The organism is Psychromonas sp. CNPT3, assembly GCF_000153405.2.
Classification (GTDB): domain Bacteria; phylum Pseudomonadota; class Gammaproteobacteria; order Enterobacterales; family Psychromonadaceae; genus Psychromonas.
This window is the reverse complement of the sequence record NC_020802.1, coordinates 465926-486745: the sequence shown is the minus strand read 5'-3', so window position 1 is coordinate 486745 and position 20820 is coordinate 465926. Positions and strand designations below refer to the sequence as shown.

The following is a 20820-nucleotide window of genomic DNA, read 5'->3' as shown; positions in this document are numbered from 1 at the left end:
TTCCTAATTTAATACTTCTACAACATCAACATCAAAAGTTAACGTTTGTCCTGCAAGTGGGTGGTTAAAATCCACTGTCACACTATCGGCCACTATCTCACGAATAACACCCGGTAACTCGCTACCATCGGGTTGCGTAAAAGCCACAATAGTACCCACTTCAGCAGGGGTCTCTTTACTGAATTTGCTCAGCTCTAAATGATGTATATTATCGGGATTTATGTTTCCAAAAACATCCTCAGGCGCTAATGTAAATGTTTTTGACTGCCCTTCTTTAAGGCCCAATAATGCAGCTTCAAAGTTAACACTCAAACTATTATCACCTAAAATAAATTTATGTGGCTTATTGTCAACTTTACTACTGTCAACGGCAGATCCATCTGCTAAGCGCATGGAAAAATGCATTAATACGGCGCTGTCTTCTTTAATGATGCTCATTTTCTTTTTCCTCTTTAATACTTGCGGCTGACGCATTGAAGATGCCATCTAAGATTAACAAAGCGGCACCTATAAAAATAGAGATATCGGCCACGTTAAAGGTCGGCCAACGATAAAAACCTAAATCAAAATCTAAAAAGTCGACAACATAACCAAACATTAAACGGTCTACTAGGTTACCTAAGGCACCTGCGAGTATCAATGCAAACGCGATATTTTCACGGCTCTTGGTTACCCTGTTTTTATACAAAGAATGCACTAGAAAAGCAGAAACAAGCACAGCAATTGCAGTAAACAAATAACGTTGCCAACCACCTGCATCGCCTAAAAAGCTAAAGGCGGCGCCATAGTTTCGTGCATAAGTAAAATTAAAAAAGGAGTATACTTCGATACTTTGATGCAACTCAAATCCTTCGACCACCCAATATTTAGACGCTTGATCTAACAACAAGATAAGCATGGTTAGCCATAACCAGCGAATTCCCGATTTTTCAACATTTTGTGTCATTTTATCTCTCTTCTTACTTAAAAAAATACTTATCTAGCGTCGGTTAGTCTATTACAATAAGGATCTTATCGCTGATATAAAAAAACGCCTTAAATATTAAGACGTTTTTCTTTTAAAGCGCAAATTTCAGCGTATTAAGCAAATTGTCTAGATTCACCTTCACCTTCAATATTGCTAATACAACGGATACATAATGAAGCATGTGACGCATTCGTCCCTACTGTTTCAGTATGGTGCCAACAACGCTCACATTTTTCATAGATACTTTTTTCAATGCTAACTACTAAGCCATTCATGTCCGTTTTAAGTGCATTTTCAGGCGCATCAGACAATGCTTTAACAGTTGCTTTTGATGTGATCAATATAAAGCGCAATTCATCGGCAAAAGTATTTAATAATGTCGCGATGCTATCGTCAACATAGAGAGTAACTTCTGCTTCAAGTCCTCCTCCAATAATGCCATCTTTACGCGCAAGCTCTAATGCTTTATTGACTTCAGCGCGCACAGCGATCACTTGTTCCCAAGTTTGATTGCTAAGAGCTTCATTATCATTAAGTGCAAACAAACCCTCATACCAAACGCCAGTGAATACAAATTCATCACGTTCACCTGGCATACGACCCCAGATTTCATCAGCAGTGAAGCTTAAAATAGGCGCTATCCAACGAACCATTGCTTCAATAAGGTGATACATTGCAGTTTGGCAACTACGACGCGCAATACCTTCAGATTTTGCTGTGTATTGACGATCTTTAATGATATCTAAGTAGAAACTACCTAGTTCAATAGAACAAAAATGCGTTAGTTTCTTATGCACAGCATGTAAATTATAAGCATCATAATCAGCAATTAACTCTTTTTGTAAGCTATCCGCTTGCGCCACAATCCAGCGATCAAGCGCTATCATGTCAGAGCTTGCAACCATATCCGTTTTAGGATCAAAACCATTTAAGTTAGATAACAAGAAACGCGCTGTATTACGTATACGGCGGTAACTGTCAGCGCTACGGTTTAATATCTCATCAGAAACGGTGATCTCACCCGTATAATCTGTTGAAGCAACCCATAAACGCAGTACATCAGCACCTAAATTATTCATCACGACTTGCGGAGACATCACATTGCCTATGGATTTAGACATTTTTTTACCGTCGCCATCTACCACAAAACCGTGTGTTAATACTTCTTTATACGGCGCTTTATTTTTAATCGCCATACTGGTCATTAATGATGATTGGAACCAGCCACGATGTTGATCTGAGCCTTCAAGATAAAGATCAATATCAGCTACCGATCCATCTTCTTTTATATATTCAGGACGCATGCCCACAACAGCCGTGTGTGTTGTACCCGAGTCAAACCAAACATCAAGCGTATCGGTTACTTTACGATATTCTTGTGCTTCAAAACCTAATAATGATTCAACGTCAAGATCCCACCATGCTTGGATCCCTTCTTTTTCGATTTTAAGCGCAATAAGCTCCATCATTTCGACACTATTAGGATGCAGTTCATCGGTTTCTTTGTGTACAAATAAAGCGATAGGCACGCCCCAAGTACGTTGTCGTGAAATACACCAATCAGGTCTATTTCCGATCATTTTTTCAATGCGCTGCTCACCCCATGTCGGGATCCATTTTACATTCTTAATTTCTTGTAATGCGCTATCACGTAAACCTTTTTGATCCATCGAAATAAACCATTGTGGCGTAGCACGGAAAATAATAGGGGTCTTATGGCGCCAGCAATGTGGGTAGCTATGCTTAATTTTTTGGTAGCAAAGTAAAGCGTCTTTTTCAGTTAACACTTCAACCACACGATCATTGGCTTTAAACACATGCATACCGGCAAAGTATTCAGTGTCAGGACGGAAAACGCCGTTATCAGCAACCGGGTTTGCGACTTCTAAGTCATATTTTAGACCCACTGAATAATCGTCTTGTCCATGTCCAGGCGCAGTATGTACACAGCCTGTACCCGCTTCTATGGTGACATGATCAGCAACAATAGCCGGTACTTGTAAGTCTAAAAATGGATGTGAAAACAATTGTTTTTCTAAATCGAGGCCACTACAAATTGCTAATGTTTTAGCACCTTCAATTTTATAACGTTGTAGACAACTTTCAGCTAACTCAGTCGCTAAAATTAAACGACGGGGACCGGCTTGTATTAATGAATATTCTACTTTTGCAGCTAAAGCGATCGCGCGGTTAGCAGGTAATGTCCACGGTGTTGTCGTCCAAATAACCATGCAGATATCGCCACTACCAAGATCATCACTTTGTGCATTAAAACAAGCGAGTACTTTTTCTGGCTCAACAGCGCAAAAAGCGACATCGACAGCTGGTGACATTTTATCTTCATATTCAACTTCAGCTTCGGCAAGCGCCGAGCCACAGTCAGTACACCAATGAACAGGTTTTGAGCCTTTAAGTAGGTGTCCTTTACTAATGACTTTCGCAAGAGAGCGCACAATATTAGCTTCTGTTTTAAAGTCCATCGTTAGGTATGGATTATCCCAATCACCTAATACGCCTAAACGTTTAAAATCTTTACGTTGGCCGTCAACTTGACGGGCTGCATATTCACGACATTTAATACGAAATTGTGCGGCAGTTAATTTTTTACCCGGCTTACCGTGTTTTTGTTCTACTTTTAATTCAATCGGTAAACCATGACAATCCCAACCTGGAATATAAGGTGCATCAAAATCAGATAATGTTTTAGACTTTATAATAATGTCTTTTAATATTTTATTAACCGAATGACCAATATGAATATCACCATTTGCATAAGGAGGTCCATCATGCAAAATAAATGTTTTTTTACCTTTTTTAGCAGCACGGATCTTTCCGTAAAGATCATTGCTATACCAATTTTTTAACATATTAGGTTCGCGATTAGCAAGATTTGCACGCATCGGGAAACCTGTTTTTGGGAGGTTTAATGTACTTTTATAATCACTCATCGGTTTTATTCCATGTTACGATTGAATTGTTAATTGTTTTGATGCCACTGTTGGGCTTGCGTAATATCTTTTTTTATTTGTTCTTTTAAAGCGTCAAATGAGCAAAACTTAACTTCATCTCGTAATTTCTTTTCTAAAATCACTTGTAGCTGAGAGCCATAAAGATCACCCTCAAAATTTAGAATATGTACTTCTAACTGTTGCTCAGTTCCATTGACGGTAGGTCTTGTGCCTATGTTTGCCACACCACGATAAATGCGTCCAGCGATACCTTGAACACTGACCACAAAAACACCTGAAACAGGTGCGACACGACGTTTTAAAAAGATATTAGCAGTAGGGACACCAATCGTTCGTCCTAATTTTTTACCATGACTTACTCGTCCCGCTATATTGTATTTTCGTCCCAACATTTTTTGAGCTTGTTGTAATTCACCAGACGCTAAAAATTGTCGAATAGCGGTACTACTTATTCGCAGATCTTGATGCATTAAGCTTTGTGTATCAAGTACCACAAAACCCTGTTTTTTACCCGCCTCTTTAAGTAACTCAAAGTTACCTTTGCGCTGATACCCAAAATGGAAATCATCACCCACGACTAAAAACTTTACATTTAATTTCTTTATCAATAATTCATTGATAAAGGTGTGAGCCTCCATATTAGCAAATTCTCGCGTAAACGAAATACACAATAATCGATCTAATTTTAATTTTTGCAATTGCACAAATTTATCGCGCAATCGGCTCAAGCGAGCAGGGGCTTTTGCACCTAAAAATAATTCTGCTGGTTGTGGCTCGAATGTCATTAACATGGAAGGAACGCGTAAGCGCTTAGCTTCCTGCAATAGGCGAGATAAAACAATTTGATGACCTAAATGAATGCCATCAAAATTACCAATGCTTAAGACGCAGCCTTGGTGTCTTGTTTTAAGATTATGAATACCACGCACTAATTCCATTATTTTGACTTAAATTTTTTAAAGAAAAGAAAATGATTATATAGCATACCTAGCCCCAATCAAGGTGCAAAACGCATCAAAAAGACAAGTCCTTTGTGTGCGTTTCATAATGTTGACGACTTATTCATTAAATTTACGTCGTAGATATTTTAAAATGACGCACACGTAAACCTAATAACAACGCGCAAAAAAGATAAACAGCGCCTCCGGATATAATAAACAAGGCAAGTTTATAAGTCGCTTCAAATTGAGAGTATTGGCTCCATTCTAGCAATAACGGATTAAAGTAAAAAATAGTCCCCCCCATCAGTAAGGCTGCAATCACGACTCTTAGCAACACAAATACCGTATCGGCTTGTTTTTTATAAACCCCGCGTTGATATAAACCAAACCATAATAATCCGGCATTTAAAGAGGCAGAAAGCGCGGTCGCGATGGCGAGGCCCACATACCCAAAAGGAAACACAAAAATAATATTAAGGATCATATTACTAACCATGGCGATAATGCCAAATTTAACCGGGGTCTTAGTATCTTGACGGGCATAATACGCAGGCGCTAATACCTTTACTAACATAAAACTAAGTAAACCTGAGCCATATGCCCATAAACTCATCGCTGAGTGGCTAATATCACCCAGTGAAAATTCACCACGCATAAATAAAACACGTAACATTGGCTCAGCCAAAATAATCAGTCCCAACATAGCAGGAACCCCTAACAAGAACACCATGCGAATGCCCCAATCGATGGTTTTTTTAAACTCATCGCCAGATTTTTGCAAATGTGACGCAGATAAACTCGGTAAAATAACGGTCGCAATGGCTATCCCAAACAAGCCAAGTGGAAATTCTAATAATCTATCTGAATAATAAAGCCAACTAATTGAGCCTGTTTGTAAAAAACTGGCAATAAAAGTATCTAATAACAAATTAATTTGACTGACGGATACACCAAACAAGGCAGGGATCATCAAGGTTCTAATTTTTACCACCCCCGGATGATGCCAATCCCAACGGGGTCTTACCAACATACCCTCTTTACGCATAAACGGGATTTGAAAACAAAACTGAATAATGCCTCCTAATAAAACGCCGATAGCCAAACCAAATTCAGGTTGCGCTAAATGAGGAGAAAGAAGTAATGCACACGCAATGATGGCGACATTTAGAAAAACAGGCGTAAAGGCTGCGACGGCAAATTTACCCATCGTATTTAAAATAGCCCCAGAGAGCGCGGTGAACGTAATAAACCATAAATAAGGAAAAGTAATTTTAAGCATATTTGATGCAAGTTCAAATTTGTAAGCATCAGGCCCGCCATTATACCAGTCTAGAAACCACCCGAATCCAAATAATGCAGTGATCACCGAGGAGCCTAATACGCCCGCTATCGTGAGGAGAGTGACAATACAACCTAAGGTGCCCGAGACCGCAGCCACTAATTTTTTGACTTCACTTTTAGGTTGCGTCTTCTCATATTCAGTCAGTACCGGTACAAAGGCTTGAGAAAATGCACCTTCTGCAAATAAACGACGTAAAAAATTAGGGATTTTATTGGCAAAGAAAAAGACATCAGCAGCAGCTCCTGCCCCCATTAAATGTGCAATAACAACATCACGAACTAATCCTAATATACGCGAAATAAAAGTCATGGAACTGACAATCAAACCGGATCTTAATAATTTTTTACTCACAAACGTTCCCTAAACTTCATTTAGCTCATTTATTGATCGACTTGGGTTTTAATGCCCATAAATATAACGGATATTGAATATTTTTATAAAAAAAATAAAAATAACAAACAAGATATTGTTTTTCTATCTAAAAAACAAATAAATAAGGTCACCTCTTTATGTATTTATGAGTATAAATGCCCAATTAGCGCTCGATCACAAAGAAAATTACAAATACATACAAATTAAAGCGCGCTTAATTTGCTTCTCTCTAGTGTAAAGTATAAAATGCGCGCAGTTTAACCATCTGTCAGGATCATTCACAGTTTTTTTCAGCGGTTAATTATAAAAACCATTTGACAATACACGTGTTACAAGGCATATTCCCCGATCTTTGATTATACCTTGTTATACAGAATTTAGGAGTTAGGATCTTGGCTAATATCAAGTCTGCTAAAAAACGTGCGATTCAATCTGAAAGACGCCGTAAACATAATGCAAGCCGTCGCACAATGATGCGTACATTTATTAAGAAAGTTGTTGTTGCAATTGAAGCTGGTAATAAAGAAGTTGCTACAACTGAATTTGTTAAGCTACAAGCAATGTTAGATAAATTTGCGACTAAAGGCTTAATAAATAAAAATATGGTTGCTCGTAAGAAAAGCCGTTTATCAGCAAAAATTAAAGCACTTTAATTTTAAGCTGAATAAAAAAACCGACTTTATGTCGGTTTTTTTGTATCTAAAATTTATACATCTGTTTTATAAAAAAAACACTAAATTCCCATCCCCGCAAGTGTGTTCATAATATCTTTGATCACTTTCCCAACGACAGGACTTGTTTCTTCAAACAAGAGTAATTGTTGTGTTATCTTTTTATTGCGTAAATACTGCGCAGGATCACCCGACAAAATAGCCTCTTGTAATTGATCATGTACCTCTTTTAGCGTACCGGCAGTACACTCATCCGCAATAATATTATTATTTAAAATATTAGATAGTTTATCAAACTCTGATTGTATTTTTTGTATTGACATAAACACCTCACAAATCATCATTTCCACTCTCATATTAAGCATATATCAAATTATTTAATAAAAGAGATAACAAACTAAAAACAGTGAGCTAACACTCTAAAAACATCCCTTTATGCACCTTTTATGCTAAAGCTCAATACTTTATCGATATGTTTTTGCGCTGTCGCAAGCATTATCAAACGATCAATTCCCAATGCAACGCCTGCGCAATTGGGCAATTTATTTAATGAGGCCACAAAACGAAAGTCGATGGGCATTTCGGGTAATGCATTCGCTCTACGTAAACAATTATCATGCTCAAAGCGCCGTAACTGCTCTGCACTGTCATTTAGCTCATGAAAGCCATTAGCGAGTTCAATACCTTTGTAATAGACCTCAAAACGCTCAGCAACGCGCTTATCTACAGGACTAATACGTGCAAGGGCCGCTTGTGATGCGGGAAAATCATAAATAAAACAAGGTTTCTCTTGTGCAATAACCGGCTCAATTGCAAAACAAAAAAGTAATTGCAGCACGGTATCAAAATCCTTTTCATTGTCTAACACCTCACCAAGATGCAAAGACTGCCCCGCCTCTTTTAATTGCTCTAAACTCGCGCTTAAGGGATCGACTTGCAGTATCTGCATAAAAGCGTGCTGATAGGTCATTTTTTTAGCGGGCTCACAAGACAGCACTTGTTGTAATAATTGATCCATTTCTTGCATTAATTGGAAGTGGTCAAAATCAATGCGATACCATTCTAACAATGTAAATTCAGGATTATGATAACGCCCAGATTCTTCATTACGAAATGCTTTAGAAATTTGGAAAATAGAGCCACTTCCGGCGGACAGTAAGCGTTTCATATGAAATTCAGGAGATGTCTGTAAATATAAAGGCGTACCTAACGGCTCTGCTTTTTCAATGCTAATTTCAGGCCCAATAAAATAGGTTTTAAAACAAGCGAGATGCTGATCCGTAACGCCCGATTGACTTAAACTTGGCGTTTCCACCTCTAACAAATCACGATCGATAAAAAACTGACGAATACCTTGTATGATACGCGCACGTTTTTTCAATAAAAGTATATTTGCATCCGGTAACCAATTCATATTATTCCCTTTTAATTGATAACTATTAAGCTTAACAAACTGTTGTATAGACATGATACTTAAAGATGCTAAGTCAGCAAGCCAAATTGGGCTTCGCTTCCCATCGATAAAATTTAAAGCGTAATATCCCACAGGCAGATTGTATGAAACATGACCACTATAAATATAAATCTCAGATCGCGCAGAGCCTTAAATAGCACTACAAGCAAGGCTGTACAAGGCTTCTTCGATAGCGGGGGTATATAACAGGTCTATTGAGTTCCCCTTAAATCGATAAAATCACTTTATTTTTACATTGAGTTAAGCATCTTTGATTTAAAACAAAGTTCACGCGGATCCTTCGTTAACTCCTTTAAAAACACTACCGCTCTCACATCTTTTTAAACTATGATTGTTACAATTACGTATGAAAAGTTCATATTTTTTTGATGGAGATGCATGTGCAAATAATTACTACCGATGTCGCGATCATAGGGGCAGGAGGTGCAGGGCTACGTGCTGCACTTGAAATCGCAAAACAACAACCAGAGCTCAATATTGCGTTGATCTCTAAAGTTTACCCTATGCGCAGCCATACCGTTGCGGCAGAAGGCGGGGCAGCCGCTGTCACTCAAGATCACGACACGTTGGATCATCACTTTGATGATACCGTTTCGGGTGGAGACTGGCTCTGTGAACAAGATGTCGTACAATACTTCGTTGAAAATGCACGCGAAGAATTGATCCAATTAGAGCATTGGGGATGTCCTTGGAGCCGTAAAGAAGATGGCTCTGTCAATGTACGTGCCTTTGGCGGTATGAAAATAGAGCGCACCTGGTTTGCAGCCGATAAAAGTGGCTTCCATCTGTTACACACTCTTTTTCAAACCTCATTACAATACCCAAATATCACCCGCTTCGATGAGCATTTTTGCTTAGATTTGATTATTGAAGACAACAAAATCCAAGGCGTTTTACTGTTAGATATTGCAGCCGGTGAAGTTAAATTAATACAAGCAAAATCTGTGATCATGGCGACCGGAGGTGCTGGGCGAGTATATCGTTATAATACCAACGGCGGTATTGTAACCGGTGATGGCATGGCTCTCGCTTATCGTCATGGCGTTGCGCTACGCGATATGGAATTTGTACAATATCACCCAACAGGACTACCTGGCAGTGGCATCTTAATGACTGAAGGTTGCCGTGGCGAGGGTGGAATATTAACCAACAAAGACGGCTATCGTTACTTACAAGACTATGGAATGGGTCCTGAAGTGCCTCTTGGCACCACTAAAAATAAATATATGGAACTTGGCCCGCGCGATAAGATCAGTCAAAGTTTCTGGCAAGAGCAACAAAAAGGCAATGTATTTAAAGGTAAACGCGGTGATTACATACACCTTGATTTACGCCACCTTGGCGAAGCTCTCATTAATGAGCGCTTACCTTTTATTCGAGAACTCGCAAAAGCCTATGTCGGTGTTGATCCAGTCCATGAGCCTATCCCTGTACGCCCAACCGTACATTATACTATGGGAGGCATTGAAACCAATAACAAAACAGAAACATCTATCCAAGGCCTATATGCCGTTGGTGAATGTGCATCTGTCGGCTTACATGGAGCTAACCGTTTAGGCTCAAACTCACTGTCAGAAATTGTCGTCTTCGGCAAACTTGCAGGCCAAGAAGCGGGCCTTTATGCATCACAGCAGACGCACTCTGATAGACAAATATTAGAAACAAAAGCACAAGCAATAGTGCAACGAACAGAAGCATTTTTACACAGTAATGGCACTGAAAAAATGTCAGATATTCGTGATGAAATGGGCGATACAATGGAAGAAGGCGTTGGCATTTACCGCACCGCAGTTTCTATGCAAAAAACCATTGATACATTACATGCACTTAAAGCGCGCTATAAGAATATAAAAATTGAAGATAAGTCGAGTGTATTTAATACTGAATTTTTATATGCCATTGAGCTTGGACATCTCCTCGATATCGCATTATCCATGGCATATAGTGCTATCAACCGAGAAGAATCACGTGGTTCACATCAACGTATCGACGGCTTTGAAGCACGCGATGATAAAAAATACTTAAAACATAGTCTCGCGTATTTTAAAGAAGATAGCGCGCCACAAATAAAATATTGTGATGTCACTATCACTCGTAGTCAGCCAGCACAAAGAGTTTATGGTGCAGCTGGTGATAAAAAAGCAACGTTAGAGGGTATAAAATGAGCAAAGACATGATGCTTATCGATATTTTACGCTATCACCCGGAAACGGATGACAAGCCATACACGCAGAGTTTTGAACTTCCTTATGATGAAAACATGTCTATCTTAGATGCATTGCAATATATCAAAGATAATATAGATGCGACTGTCAGTTTTCGTTGGTCATGTAAAATGGCCATCTGTGGGAGTTGTGGCCTGATGGTCAATAATGTACCAAAATTAGGGTGCAAAGTTTTTTTACGTGATTATTATCCTAAAACCATTAGTTTAGCGCCGTTAACTAACTTCCCTATCGAGCGTGATCTTGTTGTCGTAATGGACGATTTCATGGAAAAACTCGAATCGGTAAAACCTTACCTTATCCCTGGGGATAATGTTTGTACTGCGGGCGGAGAATACAAACAAACGCCGTTGCAAATGGAAAAATACAAGCAATTTTCAATGTGTATTAATTGTGGTCTTTGTTATGCTGCATGTCCACAATATGGACTAGACAAGCACTTCATTGGTCCGGCGGCTCTTGCTCTGCTGGCCCGTTATGAACGCGACGACCGTGATGCTGGTAGCGCGCAAAGAATGAAAATAGTGAACCAAGAAGAAGGTGTTTGGGGCTGTACGTTTGTCGGTTACTGCTCTGTCGTCTGCCCTAAAGGGGTGGATCCAGCAGCGGCTATCCAACTACTTAAAGTTGAAAGTAGTAAAGATTATCTAATCGGTTTATTTAACCCCGATTAAATGCCTAAATTCCATTTCATTGTTATCAATGCAGGAGAAACAGATGAGTAAACGTAAGCCTTATACGTATCAAATAGAAACCAATTGGTGGTTAAAATCGCGGTTTTATACAATGTATATGCTCCGTGAAGGTAGCAGTGTTTTTATTACCTTCTATAGCCTTGTACTAACTTGGGGATTACTCTGCTTAAGTCGCAGTGAAGCCGCTTTTAATAGCTGGTTAGACACGTTACAAAATCCTTTGTTTATCGCATTACACCTAATCGTTCTTATTTTTGCGTTATACCACAGCATCACTTGGTTTGCTTTGGCGCCAAAAGCGATGGCTTTATGGATAAAAGGCAGACGCCTTGAAGATAACGTGATTGTAGCAACGCATTATGCGGCTTTTGTCGTGATTAGCGTTTTGTGCTTATTGCTCATAACTTTATAGGAGAATGTGATGACAAAATTAACAGAAAAAGTATATGTACGCTCACATGAGCCTATTTTTTGGGGCTTATTTGGCGCAGGAGGCATGCTTTGTGCTTTTCTTACGCCCGTCATGATACTTATCACCGGCTTACTTATCCCGATGGGTTACATTGATAGAAGTCATTTTAGTTATAATAACCTGCATAGTTTTGCGGGTACTTGGTATGGTGCGATCATTATTTTGGTGCTTGTTGCCCTACCGCTTTGGCATACATTACACCGCATTTTTCATGGTTTACATGATTTAGGCGTTAAACGTGGACGTGACCTGCAACAAGTGCTTTGTTATGGCTTTGCTTTTTCAGTGAGTGTCTTTGTATTTGCATTATTAATACAAATGTTTTAATAAAAGATATCAATATAACGCATAAAAAAACCAGCATAATGCTGGTTTTTTTTATCGGTAATAGCGAGGTTATTTTTTAACACGCCCTACATATTCTGCACTACGCGTATCCACGCGTACCACTTCACCGATTTGAATAAACAAAGGCACGCGAATAGTTGCGCCCGTTGCAAGTGTTGCTGGCTTACCGCCCGTTCCTGCGGTGTCACCTTTAAGGCCAGGATCGGTGTCTGTCACTTCAATTTCAACAAAATTCGCAGGGGTCACTGCAATAGGATTATCATTCCACAGTGTGATTGTGCATATATTTTGTTCTACTAACCACTTTTCCATATCACCGACGGCTTTTGCATCCGCAGCCACTTGCTCAAATGTATTGTTATCCATAAAATGATAAAACTCGCCATCATTATACAAATACACAAGTTCAATATCCATAACATCAGCAGCTTCGACCGTCTCACCTGATTTAAATGTTTTTTCAACCACTTTACCAGACAATAATTTACGAAATTTAACACGGTTAAAGGCTTGCCCTTTACCCGGTTTCACCAATTCATTATCAATGATGGCGCAAGGCTCTTTATCGAGCATGAATTTTAGCCCACCTTTGAATTCACTGGTACTATATGTAGCCATAATAACCTCTTTATAAATTAATTTTAAAAATGATGAAAATAATTAACGTGAATAATACCGATACAGCGCCCTCTTGGCAAAAAGAACTCGCCAATGCGATTAAAAATCCACAGCAACTATTGGAATTATTAGACTTAAATCCCGAAATGTTTGCTTTAAGCGAGCCTGCTCGTAAAAACTTTCCAATGTTAGTGCCTTTACCTTTTATCAAAAAAATGAAAAAAGGTGACATTAACGATCCGCTTTTAAGACAAGTGTTGCCAATCACGGATGAAGATAAACAAGTCGAAGGCTATAGCATCGATCCATTACTAGAGCACGATAATAGCATCCAAGGTGTCTTACATAAGTATAAAAGTCGCATTTTATTGGTTTTAAAGTCAGGATGCGCTGTTAACTGCCGTTATTGTTTCCGTAGGCACTTCCCCTATCAAGACAATAACTTAAATAAAAAACAATTGGCAGAGGTGATCCTTTATCTAAAAGCGCACCCAGATGTCAATGAGGTGATCTTAAGTGGGGGCGACCCATTGATGAGCAAAGATGATTTTTTAGATTATGTGATCAATGAACTACAACAGTTAAAACAATTAAAACGCTTACGTATCCACACGCGTTTACCTGTTGTTATCCCGCAACGCGTCACCGATAGGCTTTGTGAAATATTAAAAGCCACGCGCTTACAAGTTGTTTTCGTCGTACATATTAACCATGCGCATGAAATTGATAAGGCCTTTAAAATAGCGATGCTAAAACTCCACCATGCGGGCATTCAACTTCTTAATCAAAGTGTCTTGTTACGAGGCGTCAATGATAACGCAGAGGCACTCGTCGCGCTTAGCGAGGCCCTGTTTGACGCACACATCCTCCCTTATTACTTATTTCTACTTGATAAAGTACAAGGCGCACAACATTTTGACTTAGAAGAGCAAAAAGCCAAAGCACTGCTTTTAGAGATAAGCGCTGCCCTACCGGGTTATTTAGTGCCTCGACTAAGCCGCGAAATCGCGGGAGAAAAAAGTAAAACATTAATAACTCCGCTATAATAAAAACAAATATAGCCAGGCTCTCCAAAGGAAATGAAATGAGTAAAGAAAGCGTACTGAAATTACTGCAAGAAAATGTGAAAATAATTTATCATCAAGCTGTCGATGCAGATAAAGTACTCGCACATTTACATAATAAAAAAGAAAATAGTTTTACGCATATTTTTAAAGAGCAGAGTGCCTTTAAAAATCATTCCTCTACTTTTCTACCTTATGTAGAGGAATTGGCAGCCGATTTACAAGCCATACAGACAGAAGATGACACGCAGTATAAAAGGTTATTACCTAGCATCATTGTAAAAATAGAGCTTTTATTTAAAACATTAAACGCCTTTAAAACGCAGATAAAAGATTAAAGAAATTCAGTTTTAAGCGCGTGGATGATGCATTTTATGCAATTCTTTTAATCTATCTTGCGCAATATGCGTATATATTTGGGTGCTAGAGAGGTCGCTATGACCCAGAAGCATTTGTACCACGCGCAAATCGGCGCCATAATTTAAAAGATGCGTTGCAAAGGCGTGGCGCAACACATGCGGAGATATTAAGGTCTTATCGATATTGCAACGTAACGCATAATATTTAATACGATGCCAAAATGTTTGCCTTACCATTTGCGAACCACGTCGACTTGGAAAAAGAATATCACAGCTTCGCCCCTTGAGTAATTCAGGGCGAACCTCTTCAATATAGCGATCCACCCAATAATTGGCCTCTTCGCCCAGTGGCACGAGACGTGTTTTTTCGCCTTTACCCGTCACTCGCACTACGCCTTGTTGTAAGTTTAACTCTTGCATTTGTAAACCTACGAGCTCTGAAACACGCAGACCCGTTGCATATAACAATTCGAGCATCGCTTTATCCCTAAACTGTACGCTATCACTTAAATCTGGCGCGGATAAAAGTCCGTCAACTTCTGACTCAGACAACGATTTAGGTAATGGCTTTAATGTTTTGGGACTTTGTAGTTTGGCACTCGGATCGTCATCTCGTAATTTCTCGCGACATAAAAATTGATAATAGCGACGTAAGGCACTCATTAAGCGTGCCGTTGAACTGTTTTTATATGCGATGTCCGAGTATAAACGGAAGCTAAAATAATCACAGAGATCTTGATAACTGGCTTCTGCTAACACTTTATTATTTGCTTCTAAAAAATTCTGCACCAAACACAAATCAAAGCGATAAGACGCTAATGTGTTTTGTGATAAGCCTCGCTCTAGCCACAGTGAATCTAAAAATTGGTCAATCGTTAACGCTTGCATTAAACTATCGCTCTCTTTGGGTATAAAGGTTATAAAAATGAAAATCGGCTTATTTTATGCGTCTAGTACATGTTACACCGAAATTGTGGCAGAAAAAATCCAAGCTTTTATCGGTGACGATCTCGTTGATATTTATAACATAAAAGAGACTGGGCTGAGCCAAATAAAAGACTATGATATTGTTATTTTTGGAATATCTACCTGGGACTATGGTGAATTACAAGAAGATTGGGGCGCTTTATGGAGTGAAGTCTCCGCATTAGAGGTAAGCGGCAAAATAATCGCCATTTTTGGATTAGGCGATCAGCAAGGATACGGAGACTGGTTTATAGATGCCGTTGGCATGTTACATGATGAATTATGTGCACAGTCACCTACGTTTGTTGGGAAGTGGCCAGTTCAAGGTTATGAGTTTGGTGCATCAAAAGCGCTCTGCGCAGATAAACAACATTTTTTAGGTCTGGCTATCGATGAAGACTCTCAATACGAACTCACTGATGAGCGAATTGAAACCTGGTGTTTACAAATTTTAGACGAAATACAATCGCACCTATAAGTATTTAAAAATACCAAGCAACATTCACCCAGTATCCCTAATAAAAACAGACGCATACCCGAGTATGCGTAAAAAAATCAAGGTAAATGTGTTTTAAAAAAAATGAAATCAGATAAAAAACCAATATTTTAGAAAAAAAATAACAACTATTCCCGTTGAATGTCACATTTTTGTACATAAAACAGCCTAAATTAGTTAAAACAACAATAATCTGTAATAAAATTACATCCTCTATTAAAATATTGACCTGCGTCAAGTTTGCACAAGAAGTCCTTTGTTAAACTCATTTTGTTCTCAATATATAAATAACAGCTGACGCGAAGTAAGCTAAAACAGCCCATGTATCGGCATTATTATTGCATGATACAAACGTTCAATACCACGTCAATAAAGATGTTATTTCTCTGCCTTTTAAAAGACGAGTTTATTAAGTATTTTGAACAGTCTGTTAAATGATTTGATAAGCACTTAGCGCTTAACTAAATGATGAAAACAGTTTTATTTGCCATGATGGCACTCAAATTTGAAATGATGTTATTTATTGCATCTTGGTCATTTGAGACCATATTAACAGTGGCAACAATGATTGGTTAAGCCATCAGCGTTAATGCTGACACTAAAACCAATTGATAAGAATTTTTAATACTCTAACAACAAAGGTAAATCTTTATGATTAAATTAAATGAAGACTTTGCATCAGCATGGAATGGTTTTGCTGGTGATGAATGGAAAACCGACGTAAATGTTCGTGATTTTATTCAAAAAAACTACTCTCCTTTTGATGGTGATGAAAGCTTCTTAGCCGGCGCAACTAAAGCAACTGATACGCTTTGGGAAAAAGTCATGGTTGGCATTAAACAAGAAAATAGCACCCATGCTCCTGTTGATTTTGATACTGATGTTGTTTCAACAATCACATCTCATGATGCTGGCTACATTAATAAAGATTTAGAAACTATTGTTGGCCTACAAACTGAAGCTCCTCTTAAACGTGCGTTGATCCCTAATGGCGGCATCCGCATGATCGATGGATCTTGTAAAGTTTATGGCAAAGAATTAGATGCAGGCATTCGCAAAACTTATTCTGAATTCCGTAAAACACATAACCAAGGTGTTTTCGATGTTTACACGGGTGACATTCTTAAATGTCGTAAATCAGGTATCTTAACTGGTTTACCTGATGCATACGGCCGTGGTCGTATCATTGGTGATTATCGCCGTGTTGCACTTTACGGAATCGATTACTTAATGGCTGACAAATCTAAACAGCATAGAAGTTTAGAAGCAGAGCTTGTTAAAGGTGAAACGATTGAAGATACGCTTAAATTACGTGAAGAAATCTTCGAGCAATACCGCGCTTTAGGCCAAATGAAAGAAATGGCTGCAAAATACGGCTCTGATATTTCAGGTCCTGCAACATCAGCTAAAGAAGCTATCCAATGGACTTACTTTGGTTACCTAGCTGCTATTAAATCTCAAAATGGCGCTGCAATGTCATTTGGTCGTACTTCTACTTTCCTTGATATCTACATTGAAAAAGATATTCAAGATGGAAAAATTACAGAAGAAGAAGCACAAGAGCTTATCGATCACTTGGTAATGAAATTACGTATGGTACGTTTCTTACGTACGCCTGAGTATGATGACCTATTCTCTGGCGACCCTATCTGGGCAACAGAATCTGTCGGTGGTATGGGTGTTGATGGACGTACGCTTGTTACTAAAAACAGCTTCCGTTTCCTACATACGCAATACACTATGGGCCCATCTCCAGAGCCAAACATTACTATTTTATGGTCTGAAGAATTACCAATTAACTTCAAAAAATACTGTGCAAAAGTATCTATCGATACTTCTTCTATCCAGTATGAAAATGATGATTTAATGCGTAATGACTTCGACAACGATGACTATGCAATTGCATGTTGTGTTTCACCAATGATTGTTGGTAAACAAATGCAATTCTTTGGTGCTCGTGCCAACTTAGCAAAAACGCTTCTGTACGCAATTAACGGCGGCGTTGATGAGAAGACTAAAATGCAAGTAGGTCCAACTACGCTACCTGCTATTACTTCTGAAGTGTTAGATTACAAAGAAGTCTACGACAACTTAGATCACTTCATGGATTGGTTAGCAGATACCTATGTGACTGCACTAAACTGTATTCACTATATGCATGACAAATATAGCTATGAAGCATCATTAATGGCACTACATGACAGAGACGTTGAACGTACAATGGCATGTGGTATCGCAGGTTTATCAATTGCAGCTGATTCACTTTCAGCAATTAAATATGCAACCGTTAAACCAATTCGTGATGAAAATGGTATTGCGATTGATTTCGAAATTATCGGTGATTACCCTAAATTTGGTAATAATGATCCACGTGTTGATGATATGGCTTGTAACCTTGTTGAAGTCTTCATGAAAAAAATCCAATCACACAAAATGTACCGTAATGCGCGTCCGACTCAATCTATTCTTACTATCACATCTAATGTGGTATACGGTAAGAAAACAGGTAATACACCGGATGGCCGTGCTGCAGGCGCACCTTTTGCTCCAGGCGCAAACCCTATGCACGGACGTGATGAGAAAGGTGCTGTTGCATCTTTAACATCTGTTTCTAAACTCCCATTTGCTTACGCACAAGATGGTATTTCATATACTTTCTCTATCGTACCAAACGCACTGGGTAAAACAGAAGATTCACAACGTGCAAACCTTGCAGGTCTAATGGATGGTTACTTTAAACATACGCCAGAAATCGAAGGTGGCCAACATCTGAATGTTAACGTAATGAACCGTGAAACATTATTAGATGCAATGGATCACCCTGAAAAGTACCCACAACTTACTATTCGTGTTTCTGGTTATGCTGTGCGTTTTAACTCTTTAACTAAAGAGCAACAAAACGACGTGATCAGCCGTACGTTTACATCTAATATGTAAATACAATAGATAAACAGGTTAACTTTTAACGTAGCCTGATATACTAAAAAAGGTTTCATCTTCACGGGTGAAACCTTTCTTTTTATGTGCCAATACCTTTCATTTTAATTGACGTAAATATTTCATTTATTACGCTATTTCGATAAAATCAAAAGGTAAGTACATTCACAGATTGGCACAATGATGCACATGGATCATATATAAAACAATCATACTCATGCATTAGAGGACTAACATGTCAGTAATGGGACACGTTCATTCAATTGAAACCTGTGGCGCCGTCGATGGCCCCGGCATTCGTTTTATCATTTTTTTACAGGGCTGTTTAATGCGCTGTAAGTATTGTCATAATCGCGACACTTGGGCGCTTGATGGTGGCAAAGAGATGAGTGTTGAAGAATTAATGACTGAAATCGTACAATATCGTAATTATATGCAAGCATCAGGAGGTGGTATTACTATCTCTGGTGGCGAAGCGATGCTCCAACCTGAATTTGTTAAAGCGATGTTTGAAGCTTGCCGTCTTGAGGGGATCCACACTTGTCTTGATACGAATGGCTTTGTAAGACGTATTGATGATACGACCAAAGCGGTACTGGAGTTAAGCGATCTCGTGTTACTTGATATCAAACAGATAGACGATCATAAGCATATTGATTTAACCCATGTGAGCAATAAATACACATTAACTTTTGCTAAGTATTTAGCCGAAATGAACCAGCCCGTTTATTTACGTTATGTCATCGTACCGGGTTATACCGATGCGCTTGAGGATGCACATGCGTTAGGTAAATTTATTGCACCGATGAAAAACATCGAAAAAATAGAATTATTACCTTACCATGATTTAGGCCGACATAAATGGATTGCGATGGGTGAGTCGTATCCTTTAGAGGGAGTTGATTCCCCGTCGAAACAAACCATGGACACCATAAAAAATATTTTATTGGAATATAACGATTGCGTCATTTATTAAACACCTGACGTTATCTATTTAGAGTAAGGAGCTTTGCTCCTTCACCCACTCCCGCCCTACAAAATAAGATCCCTTATGAACGCATTTATTTGTCCGCTGTGTAGCACCTCTTTTAGCACTGAAAATAACACTCAAATTTGTCAAAATAATCATCATTTTGATATTGCCAAAGAAGGCTATCTGAACCTGTTACCCGTGCAAGCTAAAAGCTCTAAAAACCCCGGCGATAATAAAGAGATGATGCAAGCAAGGCGCGCTTTTTTAAACAGTGATGGTTACCTGCCAATGGCGCAGAAGTTATGTGAACTGGTGCAACAAAAACTCAGTGAACAAAGTGCACCTCATATTTTAGATCTCGGCTGTGGGGAAGGTTATTACACGCACTTATTAGAAAAAGGCCTAAGCCCACAAGCTTATATCAGCGCCTTAGATATCTCAAAAGTCGCTATCCGCTATGCGGCTAAACGTTATAAGAACATCAACTTTTGTGTGGCCAGTGCTTATGACGTCCCACTGAGCGATCATTCTCTCGATGCGTTAATTCGGATTTACGCGCCCTCTTTAGACAGTGAATTACAACGTTTAATCAAACCTGGGGCTTATCTTTTTACCGTCACCCCCGCGCCACGCCATCTTTTTCAGCTGCGTGAGAAAATATACACTCACGTGAATGAGCATGTCAGCAGTCATAATGCGCCAGCAGGGTTCCAAAAAATACAAAGCGTTAATGTAAATTATATGCTGAGTATTGAAGCCGAGCAGACGTTAAAAGACTTGATCCAAATGACGCCGTTTGCATGGAAATTTAATGAGCAAAAGATGCAGACTCTTTTGGATGAAAAGAAATGGGAAATTGAGTGTGATTTTAATATTGAAATTTACCAAAAAGAGTTTTAATAAAAAAGGCAGAGTCACTTCACACACTCTG

At 38.8% G+C, this 20820-nt stretch carries 20 protein-coding genes; 11 read left to right on the top strand and 9 right to left on the bottom strand.

Features of this window, described 5'->3' with window-relative positions:
• Positions 1-3: 3 nt before the first annotated feature.
• The 5 genes from fkpB to murJ all read right to left on the bottom strand — a co-directional run bounded on the left by fkpB (position 4) and on the right by murJ (position 6570).
• Entirely contained in the window at positions 4-438 is a 435-nt protein-coding gene (gene fkpB, locus PCNPT3_RS02195; protein ID WP_015464237.1) for an FKBP-type peptidyl-prolyl cis-trans isomerase, read from the bottom strand.
• Positions 425-946, bottom strand: a complete 522-nt coding sequence (gene lspA, locus PCNPT3_RS02190; RefSeq protein ID WP_015464236.1) for a signal peptidase II — start codon at positions 944-946, stop codon at positions 425-427. The genes fkpB and lspA overlap by 14 nt, the downstream gene beginning before the upstream one ends.
• A gap of 134 nt (positions 947-1080) precedes the next feature.
• A complete protein-coding gene (gene ileS / locus PCNPT3_RS02185; RefSeq protein ID WP_015464235.1) occupies positions 1081-3915 on the bottom strand; it encodes an isoleucine--tRNA ligase in 2835 nt (944 codons plus the stop codon).
• A gap of 29 nt (positions 3916-3944) precedes the next feature.
• On the bottom strand, positions 3945-4874 hold the full coding sequence (gene ribF / locus PCNPT3_RS02180; protein ID WP_015464234.1) for a bifunctional riboflavin kinase/FAD synthetase: 930 nt from the start codon (positions 4872-4874) through the stop codon (positions 3945-3947).
• Between the two features lie 133 nt (positions 4875-5007).
• Positions 5008-6570 carry a murein biosynthesis integral membrane protein MurJ gene (gene murJ / locus PCNPT3_RS02175; protein WP_015464233.1) on the bottom strand — a complete coding sequence of 521 codons (1563 nt, stop codon included), beginning with the start codon at positions 6568-6570 and terminating at the stop codon, positions 5008-5010.
• Positions 6571-6983: 413 nt separating this feature from the next.
• Here murJ and rpsT point away from each other — a divergent pair, with 413 nt between their 5' ends.
• Entirely contained in the window at positions 6984-7244 is a 261-nt protein-coding gene (gene rpsT, locus PCNPT3_RS02170; protein ID WP_015464232.1) for a 30S ribosomal protein S20, read from the top strand.
• A gap of 80 nt (positions 7245-7324) precedes the next feature.
• On the opposite strand, the gene PCNPT3_RS02165 is transcribed toward rpsT, so the two are convergent.
• Positions 7325-7585 (bottom strand): DUF4404 family protein, encoded by a 261-nt coding sequence (locus tag PCNPT3_RS02165; protein ID WP_041771356.1) that lies wholly within the window; start codon positions 7583-7585, stop codon positions 7325-7327.
• A gap of 110 nt (positions 7586-7695) precedes the next feature.
• A complete protein-coding gene (gene epmA / locus PCNPT3_RS02160) occupies positions 7696-8676 on the bottom strand; it encodes an elongation factor P--(R)-beta-lysine ligase (protein ID WP_041771241.1) in 981 nt (326 codons plus the stop codon).
• 440 nt (positions 8677-9116) lie between these two features.
• On the opposite strand from epmA, the gene frdA reads away from it, so the two are divergent.
• From frdA to frdD, 4 genes are read left to right on the top strand one after another with little or no spacing between them, the layout of a single operon-like run.
• Positions 9117-10901: a fumarate reductase (quinol) flavoprotein subunit gene (gene frdA, locus PCNPT3_RS02155; RefSeq protein WP_015464229.1), complete on the top strand. Its 1785-nt coding sequence runs from the start codon at positions 9117-9119 to the stop codon at positions 10899-10901.
• Positions 10898-11635, top strand: coding sequence for a succinate dehydrogenase/fumarate reductase iron-sulfur subunit (locus PCNPT3_RS02150; protein ID WP_015464228.1), 738 nt, complete (start codon positions 10898-10900; stop codon positions 11633-11635). The genes frdA and PCNPT3_RS02150 overlap by 4 nt, the downstream gene beginning before the upstream one ends.
• 43 nt (positions 11636-11678) lie before the next feature.
• The gene (locus PCNPT3_RS02145; RefSeq protein WP_015464227.1) at positions 11679-12068 is read left to right on the top strand and encodes a fumarate reductase subunit C; all 390 of its coding nucleotides are present in this window, start codon (positions 11679-11681) and stop codon (positions 12066-12068) included.
• A 9-nt stretch (positions 12069-12077) separates the two neighbouring features.
• Positions 12078-12455, top strand: a complete 378-nt coding sequence (gene frdD / locus PCNPT3_RS02140) for a fumarate reductase subunit FrdD (protein WP_015464226.1) — start codon at positions 12078-12080, stop codon at positions 12453-12455.
• A gap of 69 nt (positions 12456-12524) precedes the next feature.
• On the opposite strand, the gene efp is transcribed toward frdD, so the two are convergent.
• A complete protein-coding gene (efp, locus tag PCNPT3_RS02135; protein ID WP_015464225.1) occupies positions 12525-13094 on the bottom strand; it encodes an elongation factor P in 570 nt (189 codons plus the stop codon).
• Positions 13095-13126: 32 nt separating this feature from the next.
• On the opposite strand from efp, the gene epmB reads away from it, so the two are divergent.
• Both epmB and PCNPT3_RS02125 read left to right on the top strand, forming a co-directional pair.
• On the top strand, positions 13127-14140 hold the full coding sequence (gene epmB / locus PCNPT3_RS02130; protein WP_051043823.1) for an EF-P beta-lysylation protein EpmB: 1014 nt from the start codon (positions 13127-13129) through the stop codon (positions 14138-14140).
• Positions 14141-14178: 38 nt separating this feature from the next.
• Positions 14179-14496 carry a hypothetical protein gene (locus tag PCNPT3_RS02125; RefSeq protein ID WP_015464223.1) on the top strand — a complete coding sequence of 106 codons (318 nt, stop codon included), beginning with the start codon at positions 14179-14181 and terminating at the stop codon, positions 14494-14496.
• A 12-nt stretch (positions 14497-14508) separates the two neighbouring features.
• Here the strand turns inward: PCNPT3_RS02125 and xerD are convergent, their stop codons facing one another.
• Entirely contained in the window at positions 14509-15405 is an 897-nt protein-coding gene (xerD, locus tag PCNPT3_RS02120; protein WP_015464222.1) for a site-specific tyrosine recombinase XerD, read from the bottom strand.
• A gap of 37 nt (positions 15406-15442) precedes the next feature.
• Between xerD and fldB the strand changes: the two genes are divergently transcribed.
• From fldB to rlmA, 4 genes are all read left to right on the top strand, one after another.
• Entirely contained in the window at positions 15443-15961 is a 519-nt protein-coding gene (gene fldB, locus PCNPT3_RS02115) for a flavodoxin FldB (RefSeq protein ID WP_015464221.1), read from the top strand.
• Between the two features lie 669 nt (positions 15962-16630).
• Positions 16631-18916, top strand: a complete 2286-nt coding sequence (gene pflB, locus PCNPT3_RS02110; RefSeq protein WP_015464220.1) for a formate C-acetyltransferase — start codon at positions 16631-16633, stop codon at positions 18914-18916.
• Positions 18917-19151: 235 nt separating this feature from the next.
• Positions 19152-19892, top strand: coding sequence for a pyruvate formate lyase 1-activating protein (gene pflA, locus PCNPT3_RS02105; protein ID WP_015464219.1), 741 nt, complete (start codon positions 19152-19154; stop codon positions 19890-19892).
• Between the two features lie 75 nt (positions 19893-19967).
• A complete protein-coding gene (gene rlmA, locus PCNPT3_RS02100) occupies positions 19968-20789 on the top strand; it encodes a 23S rRNA (guanine(745)-N(1))-methyltransferase (protein WP_015464218.1) in 822 nt (273 codons plus the stop codon).
• The last annotated feature ends 31 nt before the right edge of the window (positions 20790-20820 follow it).

What these genes read in the sequence shown, in the direction of transcription:
- fkpB (WP_015464237.1), bottom strand. Translation starts at nt 438, where the DNA reads ATGAGCATCATTAAAGAAGACAGCGCCGTATTAATGCATTTTTCCATG.
- lspA (WP_015464236.1), bottom strand. Translation starts at nt 946, where the DNA reads ATGACACAAAATGTTGAAAAATCGGGAATTCGCTGGTTATGGCTAACC.
- ileS (WP_015464235.1), bottom strand. Translation starts at nt 3,915, where the DNA reads ATGAGTGATTATAAAAGTACATTAAACCTCCCAAAAACAGGTTTCCCG.
- ribF (WP_015464234.1), bottom strand. Translation starts at nt 4,874, where the DNA reads ATGGAATTAGTGCGTGGTATTCATAATCTTAAAACAAGACACCAAGGC.
- PCNPT3_RS02165 (WP_041771356.1), bottom strand. Translation starts at nt 7,585, where the DNA reads ATGTCAATACAAAAAATACAATCAGAGTTTGATAAACTATCTAATATT.
- epmA (WP_041771241.1), bottom strand. Translation starts at nt 8,676, where the DNA reads ATGAATTGGTTACCGGATGCAAATATACTTTTATTGAAAAAACGTGCG.
- PCNPT3_RS02150 (WP_015464228.1), top strand. Translation starts at nt 10,898, where the DNA reads ATGAGCAAAGACATGATGCTTATCGATATTTTACGCTATCACCCGGAA.
- PCNPT3_RS02145 (WP_015464227.1), top strand. Translation starts at nt 11,679, where the DNA reads ATGAGTAAACGTAAGCCTTATACGTATCAAATAGAAACCAATTGGTGG.
- frdD (WP_015464226.1), top strand. Translation starts at nt 12,078, where the DNA reads ATGACAAAATTAACAGAAAAAGTATATGTACGCTCACATGAGCCTATT.
- efp (WP_015464225.1), bottom strand. Translation starts at nt 13,094, where the DNA reads ATGGCTACATATAGTACCAGTGAATTCAAAGGTGGGCTAAAATTCATG.
- epmB (WP_051043823.1), top strand. Translation starts at nt 13,127, where the DNA reads ATGAAAATAATTAACGTGAATAATACCGATACAGCGCCCTCTTGGCAA.
- PCNPT3_RS02125 (WP_015464223.1), top strand. Translation starts at nt 14,179, where the DNA reads ATGAGTAAAGAAAGCGTACTGAAATTACTGCAAGAAAATGTGAAAATA.
- xerD (WP_015464222.1), bottom strand. Translation starts at nt 15,405, where the DNA reads ATGCAAGCGTTAACGATTGACCAATTTTTAGATTCACTGTGGCTAGAG.
- fldB (WP_015464221.1), top strand. Translation starts at nt 15,443, where the DNA reads ATGAAAATCGGCTTATTTTATGCGTCTAGTACATGTTACACCGAAATT.
- pflB (WP_015464220.1), top strand. Translation starts at nt 16,631, where the DNA reads ATGATTAAATTAAATGAAGACTTTGCATCAGCATGGAATGGTTTTGCT.
- pflA (WP_015464219.1), top strand. Translation starts at nt 19,152, where the DNA reads ATGTCAGTAATGGGACACGTTCATTCAATTGAAACCTGTGGCGCCGTC.
- rlmA (WP_015464218.1), top strand. Translation starts at nt 19,968, where the DNA reads ATGAACGCATTTATTTGTCCGCTGTGTAGCACCTCTTTTAGCACTGAA.